The organism is Nonomuraea sp. CA-141351, assembly GCF_050944675.1.
In the GTDB taxonomy this organism is placed as follows: domain Bacteria; phylum Actinomycetota; class Actinomycetes; order Streptosporangiales; family Streptosporangiaceae; genus Nonomuraea.
This window is the reverse complement of record NZ_CP191982.1, coordinates 775,919-795,246: the sequence shown is the minus strand read 5'-3', so window position 1 is coordinate 795,246 and position 19,328 is coordinate 775,919. Positions and strand designations below refer to the sequence as shown.

General features: G+C 69.2%; 19 protein-coding genes. 11 read left to right on the top strand and 8 right to left on the bottom strand.

What is annotated here, in order from left to right; all coding sequences use genetic code 11:
* Positions 1–187 precede the first annotated feature (187 nt).
* The 3 genes from ACQPWU_RS04065 to ACQPWU_RS04055 form a co-directional block, all read right to left on the bottom strand.
* Positions 188–763: an SRPBCC family protein gene (locus ACQPWU_RS04065; RefSeq protein ID WP_433436974.1), complete on the bottom strand. Its 576-nt coding sequence runs from the start codon at positions 761–763 to the stop codon at positions 188–190.
* Between the two features lie 2 nt (positions 764–765).
* On the bottom strand, positions 766–1,074 hold the full coding sequence (locus tag ACQPWU_RS04060; RefSeq protein WP_433436973.1) for an ArsR/SmtB family transcription factor: 309 nt from the start codon (positions 1,072–1,074) through the stop codon (positions 766–768).
* A gap of 391 nt (positions 1,075–1,465) precedes the next feature.
* Complete coding sequence (locus tag ACQPWU_RS04055; protein WP_433436972.1) at positions 1,466–4,276, bottom strand: BTAD domain-containing putative transcriptional regulator; 2,811 nt, start codon at positions 4,274–4,276, stop codon at positions 1,466–1,468.
* A gap of 346 nt (positions 4,277–4,622) precedes the next feature.
* Between ACQPWU_RS04055 and ACQPWU_RS04050 the strand changes: the two genes are divergently transcribed.
* The 4 genes from ACQPWU_RS04050 to ACQPWU_RS04035 all read left to right on the top strand — a co-directional run bounded on the left by ACQPWU_RS04050 (position 4,623) and on the right by ACQPWU_RS04035 (position 8,621).
* Positions 4,623–5,723: a HesA/MoeB/ThiF family protein gene (locus tag ACQPWU_RS04050; protein WP_433436971.1), complete on the top strand. Its 1,101-nt coding sequence runs from the start codon at positions 4,623–4,625 to the stop codon at positions 5,721–5,723.
* Entirely contained in the window at positions 5,720–6,967 is a 1,248-nt protein-coding gene (locus ACQPWU_RS04045) for a hypothetical protein (RefSeq protein WP_433436970.1), read from the top strand. Before ACQPWU_RS04050 ends, ACQPWU_RS04045 begins: the two co-directional genes overlap by 4 nt.
* 335 nt (positions 6,968–7,302) lie before the next feature.
* Entirely contained in the window at positions 7,303–7,527 is a 225-nt protein-coding gene (locus ACQPWU_RS04040) for a hypothetical protein (RefSeq protein WP_433436969.1), read from the top strand.
* A gap of 596 nt (positions 7,528–8,123) precedes the next feature.
* Positions 8,124–8,621 (top strand): GNAT family N-acetyltransferase, encoded by a 498-nt coding sequence (locus ACQPWU_RS04035; protein WP_433436968.1) that lies wholly within the window; start codon positions 8,124–8,126, stop codon positions 8,619–8,621.
* 42 nt (positions 8,622–8,663) lie between these two features.
* Here ACQPWU_RS04035 and ACQPWU_RS04030 read toward each other — a convergent pair whose 3' ends face one another.
* Positions 8,664–9,542, bottom strand: coding sequence for a helix-turn-helix transcriptional regulator (locus tag ACQPWU_RS04030; RefSeq protein WP_433436967.1), 879 nt, complete (start codon positions 9,540–9,542; stop codon positions 8,664–8,666).
* A gap of 102 nt (positions 9,543–9,644) precedes the next feature.
* Here ACQPWU_RS04030 and ACQPWU_RS04025 point away from each other — a divergent pair, with 102 nt between their 5' ends.
* From ACQPWU_RS04025 to ACQPWU_RS04015, 3 genes are all read left to right on the top strand, one after another.
* Complete coding sequence (locus ACQPWU_RS04025) at positions 9,645–10,340, top strand: SDR family NAD(P)-dependent oxidoreductase (RefSeq protein ID WP_433436966.1); 696 nt, start codon at positions 9,645–9,647, stop codon at positions 10,338–10,340.
* Positions 10,341–10,780: 440 nt separating this feature from the next.
* On the top strand, positions 10,781–11,026 hold the full coding sequence (locus ACQPWU_RS04020; protein WP_433436965.1) for a hypothetical protein: 246 nt from the start codon (positions 10,781–10,783) through the stop codon (positions 11,024–11,026).
* A gap of 36 nt (positions 11,027–11,062) precedes the next feature.
* Complete coding sequence (locus ACQPWU_RS04015) at positions 11,063–11,245, top strand: alpha/beta fold hydrolase (RefSeq protein ID WP_433436964.1); 183 nt, start codon at positions 11,063–11,065, stop codon at positions 11,243–11,245.
* A gap of 222 nt (positions 11,246–11,467) precedes the next feature.
* Here the strand turns inward: ACQPWU_RS04015 and ACQPWU_RS04010 are convergent, their stop codons facing one another.
* A complete protein-coding gene (locus ACQPWU_RS04010) occupies positions 11,468–11,950 on the bottom strand; it encodes a hypothetical protein (protein WP_433436963.1) in 483 nt (160 codons plus the stop codon).
* A 200-nt stretch (positions 11,951–12,150) separates the two neighbouring features.
* Between ACQPWU_RS04010 and ACQPWU_RS04005 the strand changes: the two genes are divergently transcribed.
* The gene (locus ACQPWU_RS04005) at positions 12,151–12,759 is read left to right on the top strand and encodes a chloramphenicol phosphotransferase CPT family protein (protein ID WP_433436962.1); all 609 of its coding nucleotides are present in this window, start codon (positions 12,151–12,153) and stop codon (positions 12,757–12,759) included.
* Positions 12,760–12,775: 16 nt separating this feature from the next.
* On the opposite strand, the gene ACQPWU_RS04000 is transcribed toward ACQPWU_RS04005, so the two are convergent.
* Positions 12,776–13,210 carry a hypothetical protein gene (locus ACQPWU_RS04000; protein ID WP_433436961.1) on the bottom strand — a complete coding sequence of 145 codons (435 nt, stop codon included), beginning with the start codon at positions 13,208–13,210 and terminating at the stop codon, positions 12,776–12,778.
* 82 nt (positions 13,211–13,292) lie between these two features.
* Between ACQPWU_RS04000 and ACQPWU_RS03995 the strand changes: the two genes are divergently transcribed.
* The gene (locus ACQPWU_RS03995; protein ID WP_433436960.1) at positions 13,293–13,991 is read left to right on the top strand and encodes a class I SAM-dependent methyltransferase; all 699 of its coding nucleotides are present in this window, start codon (positions 13,293–13,295) and stop codon (positions 13,989–13,991) included.
* Here the strand turns inward: ACQPWU_RS03995 and ACQPWU_RS03990 are convergent.
* Positions 13,984–15,375, bottom strand: coding sequence for an MFS transporter (locus ACQPWU_RS03990; protein WP_433436959.1), 1,392 nt, complete (start codon positions 15,373–15,375; stop codon positions 13,984–13,986). The genes ACQPWU_RS03995 and ACQPWU_RS03990 overlap by 8 nt on opposite strands.
* A 138-nt stretch (positions 15,376–15,513) precedes the next feature.
* Between ACQPWU_RS03990 and ACQPWU_RS03985 the strand changes: the two genes are divergently transcribed.
* Positions 15,514–16,923, top strand: a complete 1,410-nt coding sequence (locus ACQPWU_RS03985; protein WP_433436958.1) for a purine-cytosine permease family protein — start codon at positions 15,514–15,516, stop codon at positions 16,921–16,923.
* 34 nt (positions 16,924–16,957) lie between these two features.
* Entirely contained in the window at positions 16,958–17,419 is a 462-nt protein-coding gene (locus ACQPWU_RS03980) for a hypothetical protein (protein ID WP_433436957.1), read from the top strand.
* A 4-nt stretch (positions 17,420–17,423) separates the two neighbouring features.
* Here ACQPWU_RS03980 and ACQPWU_RS03975 read toward each other — a convergent pair whose 3' ends face one another.
* Positions 17,424–19,223, bottom strand: coding sequence for an alkyl/aryl-sulfatase (locus tag ACQPWU_RS03975; RefSeq protein WP_433436956.1), 1,800 nt, complete (start codon positions 19,221–19,223; stop codon positions 17,424–17,426).
* Positions 19,224–19,328: the final 105 nt, after the last annotated feature.

The window sequence follows — 19,328 nt, the reverse complement described above, 5'->3', positions numbered from 1 at the left end:
GCGAGAATCACCAGGTCGCGGGCTGACCACCGGGCCAATAAGAGGGGTGAACCACGGTCACTCAGGACCGACCTTCCGCCCAGCTCAGCGCCTCAGTGGGAGCGCGGTTCCGCACCGCGCGGCGAGCGGTACGCGGCCGCGCCGCCGGGAGCGGCGCCCCGGCGGCACGCGATGTGTGCCCGGCCGATCAAGATGCCTCGTCCTGACCCTTCAGGTGCTCGGGCAGGCCGGTATTCGGGATGCTGAACTTCTGCGCGTACTGATCGTTGAGCTCGGACCAGCCGAAGTCGACTGCCGCGGCGCCGCGGATCGGCGGGATCGGATGCCCTTCGAGCAGTTTCTCGGCCACGTCGAGACAGAGGTGCCAGCCGGCCGCGACCTTCGGGAGCCAGTCGCGGTCCTCGACGGTGTGCCGCAGTGTCAGGCGGACACCGGTGTCGGTGGCCACCAGTTCCCAGCGCAGCAGGTCGGTGCCGAGGGTGTACTCGAGCAGCGTCGGTGGTTGGGCGCGCACGACCTCGACTGCCATGTCCTGGGGCTTTTCATCGTCGATCATCGTGATTGTGGCGCCGCCCGCCTCGGAGAGATTGCGGTCAGCGGTGTAGGGCGCCCATGCGGCGAGTTGTTCGGGGTCGGTCAGCGCGGCCCACACTTTCTCGGGCGGGTGGCGCAGGTCGCGGGTGAAGACGAGGGTCCAGCGGTCTTCTGTCGCCTCGCAGTCGATCTGGGCCAGCGGGCTCGGGCGGTATGCGTTGGGGGTCATGACTACTCCAGGTTGTCGAGGTGGCGCTCGAGAGCGTCGAGATGCCGGTCCCACAGGGCGCGATACGGCTGAAGCCAGTCGTCGAGCGCCTGGAAGGGGCCTGCGTGAATGCGGTAGATCCGCCGCTGCGCCTCCGTACGGCAGGTGACGAAACCAGCCTCCCTGAGCACCTTCAGCTGCTTGGACACCGTGGGCTGGCTGACGTCGAGCGCCTCAACCAGTTCGTTCACGCTGCTCTCGGCCTCCAGGAGCCGGTCGAGAATCCGACGCCGGGTCGGCTCGGACAGCACGGAGAACGTATCGACGGACATGGCTTCTATATTCTCCCATCGGCATATGCCTGTCAAGGTATATGCGCGTCCAAAGCAAGCGGGCCAGCTCAGCGGGACATCCGTCAACCGGTCATGCGCGCGTTGACGACGCGAGACCACTGGACTGACGCTCTCCCGCCGTCGCCCAAGACAAGCTCGAGCAGACCAGAGGGCAGGGGACGACGGAGGACAGGTAGGGCGGCGGCACGGGGTGGTATCGCAGGAGCAGCCACCCTGCTGCGGCAGAGGTCACAGGCATGATCGCCGTGCAGTGGGCGAGGGCGATGAGGAGTCGATCACGGTCACTCGGGACCGGTTCTTCGTCCAGTCCAGAGACCTCACGTGCTGGTCGCGCCCGGACCGCAGCACGTTCGTCGGCGTCCGGCAGGCCCTAGACCTGCGGTTTGTCCGGATCGTTGAGGCCGTTGATCCTCGCCCGGAGCGCGTCCGCATCGCCGGGGGCCAGTTCGGCGATGAGATCGAGGGCGCGCCGCAGGGTGCATCTGCCCTCGTGAAGCCGGCCCGCGGCCAGTTGGGCCTCGCCCAGCCGCCGTAGGGTCCGGGCGCCGAGCGCGCGTTTCCCGCCCCAGCGCCAGGCCAGTGACTGACGGTAGTAGGCGATCGCCTCCTCGTGCTGACCGAGCAGGTGATGGATGTGACCCATGCTGTCGAGCGTGGCCGACTCACCGGGCATGTCGCCCAGTTCGCGGTGGATGGCCAGCGCCTCCTCGCAGCGGCGCAGCGCCTCCCCGTACGCCCCGAGCTGCGCGTGGAACCAGCCGATGTTGTTCAGGACCCTGCCTTCGCCCGCCCGGTCACCGGCCGCACGGTACAGCCGCAGCGCCTGCTCGCTCAGGTCCAGCCCTTCCGCGTACTGGCCGTGGCGGTCCTTCAGCACGCTGAGGTAGATGAGGCAGATCCCCTGTCCGACAGGGTCGTCGATCCCGCCGAACAGGCCGAGCGCCTCCCGCAGGTGGGACCCGCTCGCGCCGTCCTGGCCCAGCCGGATGAGGGCCTGGGCGAGCCCGACGCGGGCGTGGGCCTCCGCGGCCGGGTCGTTCAGCCGTACCGCCGCCTCCAGCGCGATGTGGTGCATGGCTGCCTGGTCGTCCGAGCGCCCCTCCTGGGACAGGAAGCCCCAGCAGGCGCCCGCCAGCTGCCAGGCATGCGCGTCGAACCCGGAGCGTGCGGCATGCCGAATCGCCGCCAGCAGCGTCCGGTGCTCGCGACCGAACCACGCCAGGCTCTGCGCGCGGTCGGTGAGGCGGGCCAGGACCACGCCGGGCCGCGGCGGCGCCAGGGCCAGCGGCACGCGATGGTACAGGTCCAGGAGCCGGTCGCCGAGGCGGGCGCTGTGCAGGTAGTGGTCGAGCAGCCGGTGCAGCGCCTCTCGGCGCTCGGTCTCCGAGTCGTGGAGGCGGGTCAGTTCCTCGGCGTACGCCCGGAGCAGGTCGTGCCAACCGTAACGCCCAGGGGAGCGCTCCGCCGCGAGATTGGCCCGCGTCAGCTCGGTCAGCAGGCGGTGGGCCTGCCGCACGGGTATCCCGGCCAGGCTGGCGGCCGCGGCGGTGGAGATCTCAGGCGCCGGTAACAGGCCGCGCAGCCGGAACAGCCGTGCGGCGTCTGAGCTGAGCGCGCGATAGGACCATGAGAACACCGTGCGCATGTTCGTCGCCGCGTCCCCGCCGTCGAAGACGTCGAGGCCGTCGACGCCGTCGAGTCCCGAGATGAGCGTGCCGAGCGGGAACGCCGGGCGGGCATGGGCCTGGGCGGCCACGATGGCCAGGGCCAGGGGTAGCCCGGCACACCGGGAGACGATGTCGTCGACCGCCTGCGGCTCGGCGCCCACCTTGTCCACGCCGAGCCGGCGCGTCAGGAGTTCACGGGAGTGCGCGGGAGAGAACAGCCCCAGCGGCAGCGTACGTGCGCCCTCCGCCGCGACGAGGCCCGTCAGCTCGGCGCGGCTGGTGACCAGCGCCAGACAGCCGGGCGCGTTGGGCAGCAGCGGCCGGACCTGGTCGCAGTCGAGGGCGTTGTCGAGCAGGATCAGCATGCGCCGCTCCGCCAGCAGGCTGCGGTAGAGCCCGACCTGCGCCTCCAGCGTGGCGGGTATCAGCTGCGACGGCACCTGCAGGGCGTCCAGGAACAGCCGCACCGCCTCGGCGGGCGGCCGGGCGATGTGGGTAGGGCCGAAACCCTGCAGGTTCACGTAGAGCTGACCGTCGGGGAAACGGTCGCGTACCCGGTGTGCCCAGTGCACGGCCAATGTGGTCTTGCCCACGCCGCCGGTGCCGGTGATGACACAGGGCGCCATCGCGTGCGCCGAACGCGATGAGCCGTCGGCCGGGAGCGTGAGCCGGTCCAGGGTGGCCAGCTCCTCCTCGCGGGCGGTGAACAGCTCGGTGTCCCGGGGGAGGTGCCGCGGCACGGCGAGGGCGGCCGTACCGGTCGCCCCGGCCGCCTCCTCCCGGCCGGAGAGGACCGCCTGGTGCAGTCGTTGCAGTTCCTCGCCGGGCTCGATGCCCAGATCCTCGGCGAAGCGGCGCCTGACGCGGCGGAAGACGGCCAGCGCCGCGGTCCTGCGGTCGCATCTCAGCAACGCCGTCATCAGCAGGGACACCAGCCGTTCCTGCAGCGGGTTCTCACCGACCAGGGCCGCCAGCTCCGCCGCCACCTCCTGATGCCGCCCCTGCCGCAGGTCGAGCGTGGCCCGCCGCTCCAGTGCCGTCAGCCGCTCCTCCTCGAGGCTCGGCACGACGACGTCGGGCAGCCACCGGCCCGCGACGTCCGCCAGGGGCGCGCCCTGCCACAGCGCCAGCCCCCCACGCAGCAGGTCGACGGCGCGCTCCGGCTCCGTCTCACCGGCGGCCTCGCGAACCAGGTCACGGAAGCGGTGCAGGTCGATACGGTCGCGCCCCACCGTCAGGCAGTAGCCGCGCGCCGAGGTCACCAGCGCCGCCTCGGTGAACGGGGTCAGCAGCCGGCGAAGCCTGGAGATGTGCCCTTGTACGGCGTTGCGGGAGAACTCGGGCGGTTCGGCGCCCCACAGCGCGGTCTCCAGTCGCCCCACGGGCACCGGCCGGCCCGTTTCGAGCAATAGCATCGCCAGCACGGTCCGCTGCTGCGCAGTGGACGGGCCCAGCCATCGCCCGGCGTCCCACACTCCCACCGGTCCCAGCAGACGGAACTCAACGCCCTCCACGGTCACTCGTCTCCGCCTCCAGCCACGTGAATGCCTCGGTGAGTGCCCGGTTGATCATTACTTGGCAGCCTAACTGCCGATTCAGCAGAAAATCAGCGGCATTTCAGCACCACGCAGCACGCTTTTCACATGCGGCACCTACGGCCGCGCAATCTCATGAGGAGGCACATCATGGAGATCAAGGTCAAGAAGGTCGAGTCCGTCAAGGCGACCCAGAACCCCGCCACGTGAGGCCCTGACACCGCCTGACGATTTTCTCCCGCGGGGAGGGAGACAAGACGCGCCTCTCGTGCGCGCCACGCCCCTCCCCGCGGGGTCCAACATGCGTACTGGCGCGGGAGACACGATGCGTGTGGCGTTGAAGGAAGTCGAGTGGGAGGCGACCGGCGAGGATCTGCTGGTTGTCTTCGACGCTCGCGAGGCGATGACCTTGAGCGATCCCGACGGGCAGGTGGCCGCGCTCCTGAGCGAGCTGCGCCGGGCCCCGCAGACCGCCGCCGAGCTGAGCGTCGCCCTCGGCAGGCACGGGTTCCACCTCTCCGAGGAGGACGTCAGCCGGGGCCTGAGCGGTCTTGACGCCCTGGGCCTGGTCGAGGACGCCGACGGCAGGACCCTCGGCGACCCGTACGAGGACGAACGGCACTTCTCCAACCTCAGCTTCTACGGCACCCATGCCGCCCTGGACCGCCACCGCGCCGGGTTTCTCCGGCCGATGCGCGAGGCCCACGTCCTGGTGCTTGGCGTCGGCGGAGGCGGCTCCTCCCTTGTGCAGTGCCTGGCCGGCCTCGGCGTCGGCGAGCTGACGCTGGTCGACCAGGACCGCGTCGAATCCCGTAACTTCGCCCGGCAGTTCCTCTACCGGCATGCGGACATCGGCCTGTCGAAGGCCGAGCGCGCGGCCGCGTGGGTGCGCGACTACGACCCGAGCATCAAGGTGCACGCCGTCGACCGCTGGATCTCCGCCCCCGAGGACCTCGCGGACCTGGTCCAGGGCATCGACCTGATCGCGGGCGGCCTCGACGGCCATCCGCACGCCAACCTCTGGGCGAACGAGGCCGCGGTTCGGGCCGGCGTCCCGTACGTCCTGGGGGGCGCCAACCGCAGCCAGCTGATGTACCTCTCCGTGGATCCGGGCCGGACCGCGTGCCTGGCCTGTGACTACGCGGACCGGCCCGCCGAGGACAGCTCGGAGGGCATCGCCTACCGGATCGTGGAGAACATGAAGCTGAGCAACCCGCTCACCGGACCGATGGCGATGCAGGTCGGCTCGCTGCTCGCCTTCGAGGCGCAGCGCTACCTCACCGGCTACGAACCTCCCCGCGCGGCCGGGTTCCGGGTCACCCTCGATATGCGCACGGGGTTGGTGCCCGAGTGGCAGCCCCTGCCGAAGAATCCGGAGTGCCCGGTCTGCCGCCTGGCGCCGCCGCGCGAGGGTGGGCGTCGGTGACCGTCCCCGGCTCCGCCACGGTCAGGCTCAGGCCGCTCAGCGTCGTTCCCGAGGGCGAGGACGAGGTTCTGGTCGGCGACCCGGCAACCGGCACCTTCGTGACGATTCCGGCGGTCGGCGGGGTGGTGATCGCCGCCCTCCAGCGGGGAGCGAGCCTCGACGAGGCGGCGGCCGAGGCCGAGGAGTTCGCCGGCCAGCCGGTCAATGTGCCGTCGTTCGTCGCCACCCTCGGGGAGCTCGGCTTCCTGGCCGAGGACGCGGGCGACGAGAATCCGGGGGACGGCGCCGCGGCGGAACCCGTACGCACCGCACCCATACAGGCCCGCCGCTGGATGACCGGCATCCGCCCGGAGATGGTACGCCCCTTCTTCGGCCCCGTGGCCTGGACCTGCTATGCCGCCTGCCTGCTCTTCGCTCTGGGCGTCTTCGCGCTCCGTCCCGGTCTGATTCCCGACCCGGCCGAGGACGCCTTCCCCTTCGACGACATCGGGCTGAGCGCGCTGGCCTGGCTACCCTTCGTGTGGTTCGCGGCGGCCAGCCACGAGTGCGGCCACTGGCTCGGCGCGCGGGCCCTCGGCATCCAGACCCGCTTCGGCGTCGACCGCCGCATGTGGATGCTCGTTTTCGAAACAGACCTCACCCAGCTGTGGACGCTCCCGCGCCGCCAGCGGTACGGCCCGCTGCTGGCGGGCCTGGCCGTGGACTCCGTGCTGCTCGCCGTCCTGCTCACCGGCCGGTTGCTGATCGACACCGGCCACTGGTCGGCCGCGGACCTGGTCGGGTCGCTGCTGGCCGCCTGGGTGTTCATCAAGGTCATGCAGATGCTCTGGCAGAGTCTGGTCTTCCTTCGCACCGATCTCTACGCGGTGCTGGTCAACGCCCTGGGCTGCCGCAACCTGTGGCGCGTGAAGTCGCTGATGCTGCGAGAGGCCTTCGGGAGGCTGACGGCAGAGGAAGCCGAGGAACTGGCGGACTCAACCGAAACCGACCTGCGCGTCGGACGCTGGTTCCGCTGGGTGTGGCTGGTGGGATTCCTCGGAGTGGCCGCCTGGTTCTGCGTCCTGCTGCTGCCGGTCTTCGCGGAGGTCCTGCGCTGGGCGGCCGACGGCCTGGCTGAGGGCCCTCTGGCGGCCGCGTTCTGGTACCGGCTGCTCTGCGCCGGCCTGCTGCTGGGCCCCGAGGCCCTGGCCCTGACGCTGGCCGTCAAGGAGTACGCAGGGCGGCTCGCCGCCCAGCGGGCTTGATCACTCCCAGGAATCCAGCGGAACCACGATGAGATCTTCGGGGCAAGGGAGCGGCGCGGGATCGTCTTCGGTGGCGTAGATCTCAACAAGGTGGCGGATCGGTACGCCGGACATGCGCGGGACTCACTCAGGACCGGTTCCCGCCCAGCTCAGCGCCCCGCCGAGCCATGATCGACGCAGTTCGCAAGCTGACAGCGCGGATTCGATTTCCGTCACCCGCTCTCGAGCTTCAGGGGCCCCGGTGAGGAGCCGAATCCTCGCCCGGGCCTCGATCGTTTTGCGAACTTGCCGAACCCCCGTCGCGAGCGTTCTCACAGGCAGCACATACTGGAGGCATGCCAGCAAAGGACACGCCCCGCCGCCACCTGTCCACAAGTCCGTTCAAACCTCCGCCTCCCGCCCCGCCTGTCGAGCGGTTCAGCGTGAACGACCAGGTGACCCATGATCGATTTGGTCTCGGCGTCGTCATCGGTGTGGAAGACGAAGTAGCCGTGTTCGTCGATTTCGGATCGCGGCAGGAACGACTCACGACACCTTTCAACAAGCTGTACAAACTTTGAGAGATCCAGGTCGTCCCCGGGTTCGTTCGCTCTCGGAGAGCCCTGCACGCCACCGGCCTCCTGCATCGCCTTCGCCGGACAGGCGCTCCGCGCCCAGGCAGCTCAGACCCCTGCCCTCCGGGAGTGACCGCGGCCTCTCGAACTCCCCGCCACACCGGTCCACCGGACCACATGGTTGCGGTCTGCTTTCGAGCCGGCGCACGTCCCCGTGTGGCTGCCAGGTTTGCTACTGATCTTCGGAGTCATGCGCCTGGACGTCCGGTTCATCCCTGGGTTGGGCAATGGGGTCGGTCACGAAGCGCTCATGATGCACCCGTTCGGTGGCCCGCGCCGCACTTCACCGCCCAGGGCGCGGTGCCCTTACTGTGCACGGCTTCGGTTCCCACGTCCACTTGGGCTCCGGTGTCCAGGAGCATCGTCAGTTGATAGCTCACACGGATTTGGATCACTTGCATGTCTCGGTAAGGCAGCACCCATCGATGGCTTCGGCGGGCGCGAGAGCGCCTGCGCCGAGTCTCGCCGGTGAAATGATTTGTCGGAGGAGTGGCGCGCGGCTAGCTTGGCCGTCTGTGCCTCCGACTCTGCGCACTGAGCGCTTGCTGCTGGAGCCGTACACCCCCGAAGACCAGGAAGACTTCGTCACCCTGTTCCAGGACCGGAGGGTTTCGCAGTGGATGGGCGACGGCCCTGCTACCGAGGCGGAGGACCGTGCCCTGTTCGGACGGATCTTCACAAAGGTCTATGCCCAGGATCTGTTCGATGTCTGGGCCGTTCGCCGGAACGGTCTCTTGATCGGACACGCTGAGATCAAGCCGACCGACGTGGCCGAGGGCTACGAGATCATCTACGCGCTGGCCCCTGATGTGTGGGGATCGGGCCTGGGAAGAGAACTGGCCGAGGCGATCGTCGCCTACGGCTTCGACACCCTGGGGCTCACGGAGGTGTACGCCACCGTGGCGGCGTCAAACAGTGCCTCGCTGGCCGTGCTGAACAGGATCGGCTTCGAGCACGTCCGGGACATAGCCGAAGGTGACGGCAGCACCACTCGCGTGCTGACGCGCCGTCGGGCCGTGCAGCCCACCCGGCAGGAGTGAATGGATTGCTGGACGGGATCCGGCCGACGCCGACCAGATCGTTTACGGCGTGGAGAACGGGCCGGGCGCCGGAGGCGAGGAGCCGCCGGCGGGGACCCCGTTCGTGACCCGCAGGAACTCCAACTTTTCCGCATCGACGGAACCCGCGGCCACCGTGTAGACGATGAGCCGGACGTCGCAGCCTGGGACGGTGAGCACGTCGCAGTCGCACGTCACCTCGCCGGCCTGGGGGTGCACGATGATCTTGCGAGCCGAGACGTGCCGACCGACCGCACCCTCGTCCCACAGCCGGGTGAACTCCGTACTGGTGGAGCGCAGGTCCGCGACAAGGTCGATCAGTCCACGGTCACGGGGGTAGTCGACGAGAGCCGTGCGCAGATCGGCGACGAGGGCGCGGTTCAGGGCGTCGCCGTCGTGGAGTACGGGCCAGGCCGCGAGCCCTCTGGGCCCTGTGGCGAAGACCGCCCGCACCAGGTTCCGTTCGGCATGCGTCCGCGCGCCGGGGTCGCCCAGCAGCACTGCCCATGCGGGAGTCCAGGACAGCAAGGTCCAGTCGGCGCTGAACACGCCCACAGGGAACTCCCCGAGGCGAGCCAGCACCCGTTGAACCCCCGCCGGAACATGCGTAGAGATCGTCCCCTCCTGTGGCGGGAGGAGGCCGGCCAGCCGGTAGAAGTAATCGCGCTCCGTGGGTTCCAGCTGCAGTGCCCTGGCCAGGCTCGCGACGACCTGCGCCGAAGGGCTCGTGGCGCGCCCCTGCTCCAGCCGGACCACATAGTCGACCGACAGCCCTGCGAGCTCGGCCAGTTCCTCGCGTCGCAACCCCGCCGCACGTCGTCCGGGCCGCGCAGTCCGCCCGATGTCGAGGGGAGAAAGCCGGTCGCGCCAGCGGCGCAATGCCGTCCCGAGGGTCTCGTCCACCCGACCATTGTGTCCGCTGGATCGCCGTTCTGCCTGGTACTGGCCGTCCCACCGTCGCAGAGGGCACTGGCTCTCCTCTCGTCACCGGCCGAGAGTGAACACATGACCACAACGTTCATAACAGGAGCCAACAGATCCCTCGGGTACGAGACCGCCCGCCGATTGATCGAGGCCGGCCACACCGTCCTCATCGGCGCTCGCGATCCGGAACGCGGCCAGGAAGCTGCAGACGCACTCGGTGCCCGATTCGTCCAGATCGACGTGACCGACGACGCGTCGGTGGCTGCGGCCGCCGCCGACGTCGAGGCTCACGAGGGGTTCGTCGACGTCCTCATCAACAACGCGGGTATCCACGGGACGCACAACCCCGCCGACCAGATCACGGCCGCTGACGCCAGCGCGGTGTTCGAGGTCAATGTCGTGGGGATCGTCCGGGTGACGCACGCGTTCCTGCCCCTACTGCGCAAGTCCGCGAACCCGGTCATCGTCAACGTGTCGAGCGGCATGGGGTCGTTCGCCGCAACCCACGACGCCGAGCGCGTCGAGTCGAGGGTTGTCACGCCGCTCTACACGTCGTCGAAGGCTGCCGTGACCATGCTGACGACGCAGTATGCGAAGGCCTGGCCGGACGTGAAAGTGAACGCGGCCGACCCGGGCTATACCGCGACCGACTTCAACGGGCACAGCGGCCCGCAGACAGTGACCGAGGGGACCGACGCGATCGTCGAACTCGCCACCATCGGGGCGGACGGACCGACCGGGACCTTCCGTGACCGTCAGGGCGCGATGGCCTGGTGATCCACCTCTGAATTCGGGGCGCGCCCCGTCGCTTCAGCCGCGCCGCGCCTACGGTGACTCAGTTCACACACCAGGGCTGTCACGGCATGGCCTGGGTGCTCCGTCCCGTTCGTGGAAATCATCCACATCCACTCAGGGGACAGAGCGACCATGAGCATGACCCGGCAGCCGACTTCAGCCGAGGCCGCGCAACAGCAGACCACCCGGCGGCGGCCAGGGCGACGGTGGTTGCGGCGCCTCCTGTACGGGCTGGCAGGCTTCCTCGCGCTGGTGGTCGCCGTGGCACTGCTGGTGGCCTATGTCTGGCAACCGTCGCAAGAAAGCAACTTCCGTTCGGCGGACCTGGCCGGCTCCGGCTACGTGGAGACCCCGGTGGCGCGCTTCCACTACGTCAAGGCCGGAAGCGGGTCTCCGGTCGTGCTCCTGCCGGGCGGTACGTTGTGGATCTACAGCTGGTCGGGCACTTCTGGAACGGCGCCGTCGCCCTCTACCTGGCCGAGCGCCATCCCGAGCGGGTCCAGCGGCTGGCCCTGCTGAACTCCGTCGGTCTGGACGTCCCCTCCAGCTGGGACTTCCGGCCGCTGGAGTTCCCCATCGTGGGAGAACTGATCGGCAAGCTCATGACCAAGTCCACCTACGGTGGCACTCTGGCCAGGTCGTTCGTCCATGTGGATGCTGCAACGTAACCTCGACTACACCCTCACCGAGCGGTGCCTGGTGATGTGAAGGCTCCGACGCTGATCCTTTGGGGTGGCAAGGATGCTTTCGACGAACCCTGGCAGGCCGCCGAACTCGGCCGCCGCATCACCGGCGCCACCGTCCGCATCATCCCTGACGCCGGCCACAACGTCCACGAGGACGCCCCCGCGCAGGCCAACCCCATCCTCGCCGCCTTTCTTGACTGAGCAACGATCCACTGTCGCGGTCGGTAACTCGGCTGTCAGCCCGGGCCGCGGACCAAGGCACTCACGAGCCGGAGGTAGCGCTCGACCCGGTCACGAACCGTGGCACACCCGGCTACCGCGTGAACGCCCAACGCGACGGACCTGCGGCTCTCCACCCTGGTCACGGTCACATCGCGGGACGTCCAGCGGGCCGCGCGCACGATGAAGCCACGCAGTCCCCCGCTACCCGAGGCCGAAGTGCTGGATGGCTCGCTCCGCGACCGCCGCCGCCGGCAACTCGGTGTTGTCGATCCGCAGGTACTCGGCCCGGCCATCGAACTCGCCATTCGAGTTGAGCCGGTATTTGGCGTCCAGTTCCAGGAGGTTTCGCCGCGACCAGTCGAGATCGCGTTTGGACGGCTTCTCGGCCAGGCGAAGCTCTCCTTTGTTCCGCTTCAGGCGCACCTCCTGGCTCGCGGACAGCTCCAGATAAAGGATCCGTCCGCCCCGGTCACGGAACGGGGCAGCGTAATGGTCCAGCTCAGCCTCGTCAGCCGGGACGTCGAACGCCCAGACGTACGTGAAGATCAGACCGGCCTGGCTGCCGGCCACCTCCTCGAAGATCCGCCGCCGGAACTCCCCGACGAGACGCGTGAACGGCTCGCTGCCGAACTCGAAGAACCGCAGCACCGGCTCGATCGCCAAGTGGTTGTGAAAGACCTTCATCCCGGTAAGTCGCGCGATCTCATATCCGACAGTCATTTTGCCGACCGCCGGCGGTCCGACTATGTAGAGGAGAGTAGGTTTGTTCGGCTCGGTAACCTCGCTCACCGGAGCAACCTAAACACCCGGACGGGGCTTCAGCAACAGCAGCGAGCCCGAGTACCGGACTCGACAAGCACACCGCGCTGATTACAGTGGCTGTGGTGCCGAACGTAAGACCCCCAGGTCGGGTCATCTTCCTCAACGGGACATCGAGCTCAGGCAAGACAACGCTGGCCCAAGCCATCCAGGACGAGAGCGACGCCCCGTTCCTCTACTGGGGAATCGACACCCTGTTCAGCCTCGTCCCCCCGAACTGGGGCGGCGGTCGCGACGGCCCGCTCAGCAGAGTCGGCTTCTGGTACGACCGCACCGCCCGCGACGAGGATGGCCACCCGCTGTTGACGGTCCGCTACGGCCCGGTCGGCCGCCGGATGCTGCATTCGGCCTGCACCGCAGCGGCCGCCTTCGCCCACGGTGGCGACAACCTCGTCATCGACGAGATGTTGTTGACCCCGGATCTGCTGTCCGTGTGGATGGACGCGCTGGCGGGCCTGGACGTGCTGCTGGTGGGGGTGATGTGTCCCTTGGCGGTGGCCGAGGAACGAGAGGTGGCGCGGGGCAACGAACCCGGGCTCGCACGTGGACACCTGCGCACGGTTCACGATCACGGCGTCGCGTACGACATGACGGTGGACACCAGCACCGGAACACCCGCCGAGCTGGCCAAAGCCGTCCTGCGGCGTCATCAGGGCAGGTTGCTCAGCCCTTGATGAGCCAGTCCAAGGGCTATGGCGCCGAAGCCGGCAGGGGCTCGGTGGTCCCGGGTTCGGAGGCGCCGAACACTCGCGCGGTCGGATCCGGCGCCCCGTCGTCTCTGAGGCGGTCGGTGAGGAGGAAGCCGGGCAGTTCGAACGCGTGATCTCGCTCGCTCAGGAAGAAGGTCCCGCCGACGAGGCCGGGATCCCAGCCATGCGTCAAGGCGTAGTCGATGACGTTCCGCACGTCCTGCGGGGTCGGATAGGAGCCATCGGTCGCGCAGCCCCACGGCAGGATCGCCTTTGACAACAGATCCGCCTCGAGCGCGTGGCTGTTCTTCCCGGCGCCCCAAACGCGCAGGCGGACACACCTGTGGCAGTCGCGGTCACCGGCCACGTGGTAGAGCCGGCCGCTCCATACGAACTCTCTCCCGCCCGCATACAGTTTGCGCAACCTCGCCCTCACGTTGCCTCCTCTCCCGCGCCGGCGAACACAGCCCCCAGAATGCCGCACGGCCATCGGCGGCGACGGGTGGGATCATGAGTCGATGGCAACGACTTGGGACGAGGCGTTCGCGAACGAATACGAGGAATGGTCGGCTCACATGGTGGCCGACGTCGCCTTCTACGTCGGCCTCGCGCGCGAGGCCGACGGACCGCTGGTCGAGCTCGCGATCGGGAACGGGCGCGTCGCGATCTCGGTCGCGAGGGAGACCGGCCGGCGGGTCATCGGGGTGGACGCCTCGGCGACGATGCTCGAACAAGCCCGCATCCGCGCGGCCCAAGACGGTGTGGAACTCGACCTTCGCGAGGGTGACATGCGCGACCTCACCCTGGACGAGCCGGCGGCGTTGATCTACTGCCCCTTCCGATCGCTCCAGCACCTGCCGACCTGGGCCGACCGCCGCCGTACTTTCGAGCGGGTTGCCGCCTCGCTGCTGCCGGAGGGGCGGTTCGCCTGGAACGCCATCGCCTTCGACCATCACATCGCCGCACGCCTCGACGGCGAGCGCGAGGAGAGGCCCGTACCCCACACCACCCGATTCGCCGTGGGTGACAACAGGATCGACATCGTCCTCGACGACGGCGCGACGAGCTCCTCCTGGTGGGCGACCAGGAACGAGTGGCTCGGGCTGATCGACGTCGCCGGCCTTGAGCTCGAAGCGCTTTACGGCGGATTCGGCCGCGAGCCGTTCACCGAAGACAGCCGTGAGTACGTTTTCATCGCCCGCAGGCCTGTCAAGTGAATCGAGAGGGCGTGCGGACGAGGTCGTAGGCGGCGGCTGACAGGGCGAGCAGGATGAAGAGCAGCACCACCATCAGGCCGTGGCGGAACGCCGCCGGCCAGCCCTCGTTCAGGGCGCCGAAGAACGTCGAGCCGATCGCGGCGATCCCGATGGCCGAGCCGAGGCGCTGGCCCGTTTGCAGGACTCCCGCCGCGCTGCCGCCGCCCGCGGGCGGGACCTCCGACAGGGTGATGGCCTGGTTGGGGGAGATGACGAGGCCGCTGCCCATGCCCGCCACCAGCAGGGGGAGCGCGGTGGCCAGACCCACGCCGCGTCCCGGGACCAGGGCGGTGGCGGCCATGGTCGCGGAGATGCCGATGATCACCGTGGCCAGGCCGAGGGCGACCAGGCGGCGGCCGACGCGGTGCACCAGTCGTCCGCCGACCACGCTGGCCGAGGCGGAGCCGAGGGGGAACGGGGTGATCGAGAGGCCGGCCTGCAGAGGGTTGTATCCCAGGCCGCTCTGCAGGTACAGGGTGAAGATGAAGAAGATCCCGGTGAAGCCGGCGAAGTAGAACAGGGCGATGGCCGAGCCCAGGCTGTACGAGCGCTTCCTGAAGAGTGCCAGGTCGACCAGTGGCTCACGGCGGTAGAACCGCTCCCACGTCACGAAACCGGCCAGTATCAGGAACGAGATGGGGATGAGCACCCACTTGGCGTTCCCCTCCCATTGGTGGCGCTGGATGAAGGGCAGGAGCAGGCCCGCCACTCCGACGCCGAGGAGCAGGACGCCGACCGGGTCCATGCTCTCCCGCCGCTCCGGCCGCGGCACGGCGGGGTCGGGGCTCGGCAGGACGCGCCAGGCCAGGGGCAGCAGGACCATCCCGATCGGCACGTTCACCAGGAACACCCATCGCCAGCCGTGATCGGCCCCGAAGACGGTGACCAGGACGCCGCCGATCAGCGGGCCCGCGGCCGTGGAGACGCCGATGGTGGCGCCGAGCGCGCCGAATGCCCGTCCTCGCTCGTACCCGCGGAACATGTGCTGGATCAGACCCGAGACCTGCGGGTTCGTCGTTCCGGCCGCCATGCCCTGCACCAGCCGGGCCACGATCAGCACCTTCGGGTCCCAGGCGAAACCGCACGCCGCGCTGGACAGCGTGAACAGCGCCACGCCCCATATGAAGAGCGTCCTGCGACTCCTGACGTCCCCCAGCCTCCCGGCCGGGACCAGCAGCAGGCCGAACGTCAGGGCGTAGCCGGACAGGGTCCACTGCAGGCCGTCCTCGGTCGCGTGCAGGCTCGCGCGGATCGATGGCAGCGCCACGTTGACGATGCTCACGTCCAGCCCGGTCATGAAAGCCGCCACCAGGCAAACGGCCAGCGCGCGTCTGCGCGTGTCCAACCCGGACGCCCTCATTCCAGGCATAGTGCCCTCGAAGTCATGAAATATCACCATGCGGGGGCACCCTCGCGAGCGAAGCCGCCATCCCGCCGCGCGCAAGGGTTCTTTTTCTACCCAAAAGACAGATAACGTCCGGTCATGGATTCGATGACCGTCGAGCAGAACGGCATCAACGCCGTTCCCGAAGCCGAGCGGCACGGCCTCCCGAGGGACCTGTTCTGGCCCTGGGCCGGCTCCAACCTCTCCCTGTTCGGCGTCGCCTTCGGGGTGTACATCGTCGGTCTCGGCCTGGGCGTGGTCCCGGCGATCATCACCGGCGCCATCGGGTACGTGCTGTCGTTCCTGCTGGTCGGCCTGGTCGCCGTCGGCGGGACACGGTCGGGCGTGCCGACGATGACCCTGGGACGGGCGCCGTTCGGCTACCAGGGGAACAAGCTGCCCGCGCTGTTCTCTTACATCTCGAACGTCGGCTGGGAGATCGTGCTCGTCACGCTCTCCGCGCAGAGCGGCGCGGCCATCCTCGCGCGGCTCGCACCCGGCATCCCCGCCACGACGGCGACCGCCGTGTGCTTCGCCGTCGCGGCCGTCGTGGTGATCGCGATCGGCGTGTACGGGCACGCCATGATCATGGCGGTGCAGCGGTACCTGACGTACGCGTTCGTCGTGCTGACCGTCATCTACATGATCCTCATGGTCCCGAGGCTCGGTGGGGCGCTGGAGACCACGGCGGGCCCCGGCGGATGGGTGGGCGGGGTCATCTTCGCCATGACGCTGCTGGGGCTGGGTTGGGTCAACTGCGGCGCCGACTACTCCCGGTACCTGCCCTCGGGCTCCCGGCCGAGGTCGGTGGCGCTGTGGACGACGCTGGGCGGCGCCCTGCCGCCCATGGTGCTGCTCGTGTTCGGCGTGCTGCTGGCGGGCGGCGATCCGAAGCTGGCGGGGGCCGCCGGGACCGATCCGGTGGCGGCGCTGGCCGGAGCGCTGCCGACGTGGTTCCTGCTGCCGTACCTGCTGACCGCCATCGGGGGCTTCCTGGCCGGGGCGATCATGGACATCTACTCGTCCGGGCTCTCGATGCTGGCCCTCGGCGTGCCCGTCAGGCGGCATTATGCGGTGCTGATCGACGGTGTCCTCATGGTGCTCGGCGGGTGCTACCTGCTGTTCGTGTCCACCAGCTTCTTCGGCACCTTCCAGGCGTTCCTGGCGATCATCGGGGTGGTGATGGCGGCCTGGGTGGCGATCTTCCTGGTGGACATGTGGCGGCTGCGGGCCGACGGCAGGTCATACGACGAGCGGCTGCTGCGGCCGGGCGCGCCCGCGCTCAACTGGGCGGGGCTGGTGTCGCTGGTCGTGGCGTCGGTGGTGGGGCTCGGGCTCATCGCCTCGGCCGATCCGTACATCGCCAAGGTCGTCGGCTTCCTCATGAGCGACGAGCTGAAGAAGAGCACGTTCGGGGCGGCCAACATCGGTGTGGTCATCGCTCTCGTGCTGGCCGGGGTCCTGTACTTCCTCATCACGACCTTCACCCGGCGGCCTCGGGGCACGTGACCTCGACCGTGTCCGTTGTTACTCTGTGTGAGCAATGATGGACGTTCCGTCGCGGTTGCTGCGGTGGGCGGTGCACGCCACCGCCTGCGGGCTTCTCGCGATCGCCGTGGTGAGCTCGTTGCGCGAGGACCGCGTTGCCGTGGCCGTCGCCGGCGTGCTGCTCGGCCTGGCCTATGCCGCCGGCTGCCTGCCGGCGGTCCAGGCGCGGGGCCCCGTGTGGCTCGTGCTGGTGACGGCCGGATGGCTCGTGCTGGCCGTGGCGGCCCCGCCGTTCGTCTGGCTGGCGTTCCCGCTGCTGTTCGCGTACCTGGACCTGCTGCCGCTGTGGGCGGCGATGTTCGGGGTGGCGGTGCTGACGTCGGCGGCGATCCTGGCGGCGGCGTGGCATGCCGGCGAGCTGACCGTGCCGCTCATCGTGGGCCCGGGTGTCGGGGCCGCCGTGGTGACGTTGCTGGTGCTGGCCTGCAGGGCGCTCGAAGTCGAGGGCCCGGACTGACGGATCAGGCCGTGACGATGGCGAAGTCGGGCGTCGGCCGGTCGAGCACGGCGACCAGCCGCTGCAGCGCCCCCGTGTCCCCCTCGCGCTCCACGCCACCGACGCCCTTGCCCGACAGCAGCCCCACGAGCTGGTCCTTCGTCAGCCGGAGCGTCAGGTCCGCGGTCTCGTCCACCGGCTCCCGCTGCTGGATGAGCGCGCCGTTGGACAGCGTCGTACGGTGCCGCTCCCCCAGGTCGGTCAGATGCCAGTCGATCGACAGCCGCTCGTTCCAGGCGCGCGGCCCGTTCACACGGATGGCGAGCGAGTCGAAGATCTGCTCCACGGTCAGCGGGGTGAGCAGGTCGGGCGAGGTGGTGTCCACGGTGGCCGGCACGATGCCCTCGGACAGCTCGAGGGCGCCCGTGAGGTAGAAGTTGCGCCACGTGGCGTTCTCGGCGCCGTGGCCGAGCCGGGTGTAGACCTCGGCGAGCAGGTCGCGCGCCTCCTTGTTGCCCTCGTCGGCGAAGACGGCGTGGTTGAGCAACTGGGCGGCGAAGCGCAGGTCGTTCTCATGGATGTAGCGCCTGGCGAACGCGACCACGGCCGAGCCGCCGCCCAGGCATTCGACGTACCGGATCGCGCTCTCTCGCGGCGGGAGTTCCCACAGGTGCGCCGGGTTCCCGTCGAACCACCCCAGGTAGCGCTGGTAGACGGCCTTGACGTTGTGGCTGACCGAGCCGTAGTAGCCGCGCGCGTGCCAGGCCTGTTCCAGCTCGGGCGGCAGGTGCAGGACCTCGGCGATCTCGGGCCCGGTCAGGCCCTTGTTGAGCAGTCGCAGCGTCTGGTCGTGCAGGTAGGCGTACATGTCCCGCTGCTGCTCGAGGAACCGTACGACGCCGTCGCGGCCCCAGGTGGGCCAGTGGTGCGAGGCGAAGGCGACGTCGGCCCGGTCGGCGAACAGCGAGATGGCCTCGTTCAGGTAGCGCGCCCAGACGCGGGCGTCGCGGACCCTGGCGCCGCGCAGGGTGAGGATGTTGTGCTGGTTGTGGGTGGCGTTCTCGGCCAGGCACAGGGCGCGGCGGTCGGGAAAGAGGAAGGTCATCTCGGCGGGGGCCTCAGCGCCCGGTGTGAGCTGGAAGACCATCCGGATCCCGTCGACGGTCTCCTCCTGTCCGGTACGGGTGACGTCCAGCGTGGGCGGGATGAGCGACACGGTGCCCGTCGAGGTGGTCGTGCCGAGGCCGCAGCCGATCTGGCCCTCGGGCGAGCGGGACAGGGCCGTGCCGTACATGTAGACGGCCCGGCGGGTCATGGCGGGGCCGGCGTAGACGTTCTCCGCCACCGCGTGCTCCATGAAACCGGCGGGGGCCAGGATCGGCACGTCCCCCTGGGTGACGCCGCATACGCCGCCGAAGTGGTCCACGTGCGAGTGCGTGTAGACCACGCCGGTGACCGGGCGGGGGCCGCGGTGGTCGCGGTACAGCTTCAGCGCGGCTGCGGCGCATTCGGTGGAGATCAGCGGGTCGATCACGAGGACGCCGCGCTCGCCCTCGACCAGGGTCATGTTCGACAGATCCAGGCCGCGTACCTGGTAAACCCCCTCGGCGACCTCGTACAGACCCTGCCTGGCACACAGCTGGCCCTGCCGCCAGAGGCTCGGATGGGCCGTGTCCGGGCACTCCCCCCGGAGGAAGTCGTAGGAGTCGTTGTCCCAGATGACCCTGCCATCCGCCGTCTTGACCACTGCGGGGCTGAGCTTCCCGATGAAGCCGCGGTCCGCGTCCACGAAGTCGCCCTTGTCGTGAAATGGAAGGTCTGCCATGCCAAGGCGAGTGCCCGAGAATCGGCCCGGATAGGCTCAATGAACGCCCCTAATAGCATGAATCTAGGGCAATAAGGACATTGCGGCCTGAGGTCGGGCTGCCAT

Coding starts and splice junctions, on each gene's coding strand:
- ACQPWU_RS04065 (WP_433436974.1), bottom strand. CDS start 763: ATGACCCCCAACGCATACCGCCCGAGCCCGCTGGCCCAGATCGACTGC.
- ACQPWU_RS04060 (WP_433436973.1), bottom strand. CDS start 1,074: ATGTCCGTCGATACGTTCTCCGTGCTGTCCGAGCCGACCCGGCGTCGG.
- ACQPWU_RS04050 (WP_433436971.1), top strand. CDS start 4,623: ATGCGTGTGGCGTTGAAGGAAGTCGAGTGGGAGGCGACCGGCGAGGAT.
- ACQPWU_RS04040 (WP_433436969.1), top strand. CDS start 7,303: ATGCCAGCAAAGGACACGCCCCGCCGCCACCTGTCCACAAGTCCGTTC.
- ACQPWU_RS04025 (WP_433436966.1), top strand. CDS start 9,645: ATGACCACAACGTTCATAACAGGAGCCAACAGATCCCTCGGGTACGAG.
- ACQPWU_RS04010 (WP_433436963.1), bottom strand. CDS start 11,950: ATGAAGGTCTTTCACAACCACTTGGCGATCGAGCCGGTGCTGCGGTTC.
- ACQPWU_RS03995 (WP_433436960.1), top strand. CDS start 13,293: ATGGCAACGACTTGGGACGAGGCGTTCGCGAACGAATACGAGGAATGG.
- ACQPWU_RS03985 (WP_433436958.1), top strand. CDS start 15,514: ATGGATTCGATGACCGTCGAGCAGAACGGCATCAACGCCGTTCCCGAA.
- ACQPWU_RS03980 (WP_433436957.1), top strand. CDS start 16,958: ATGATGGACGTTCCGTCGCGGTTGCTGCGGTGGGCGGTGCACGCCACC.
- ACQPWU_RS03975 (WP_433436956.1), bottom strand. CDS start 19,223: ATGGCAGACCTTCCATTTCACGACAAGGGCGACTTCGTGGACGCGGAC.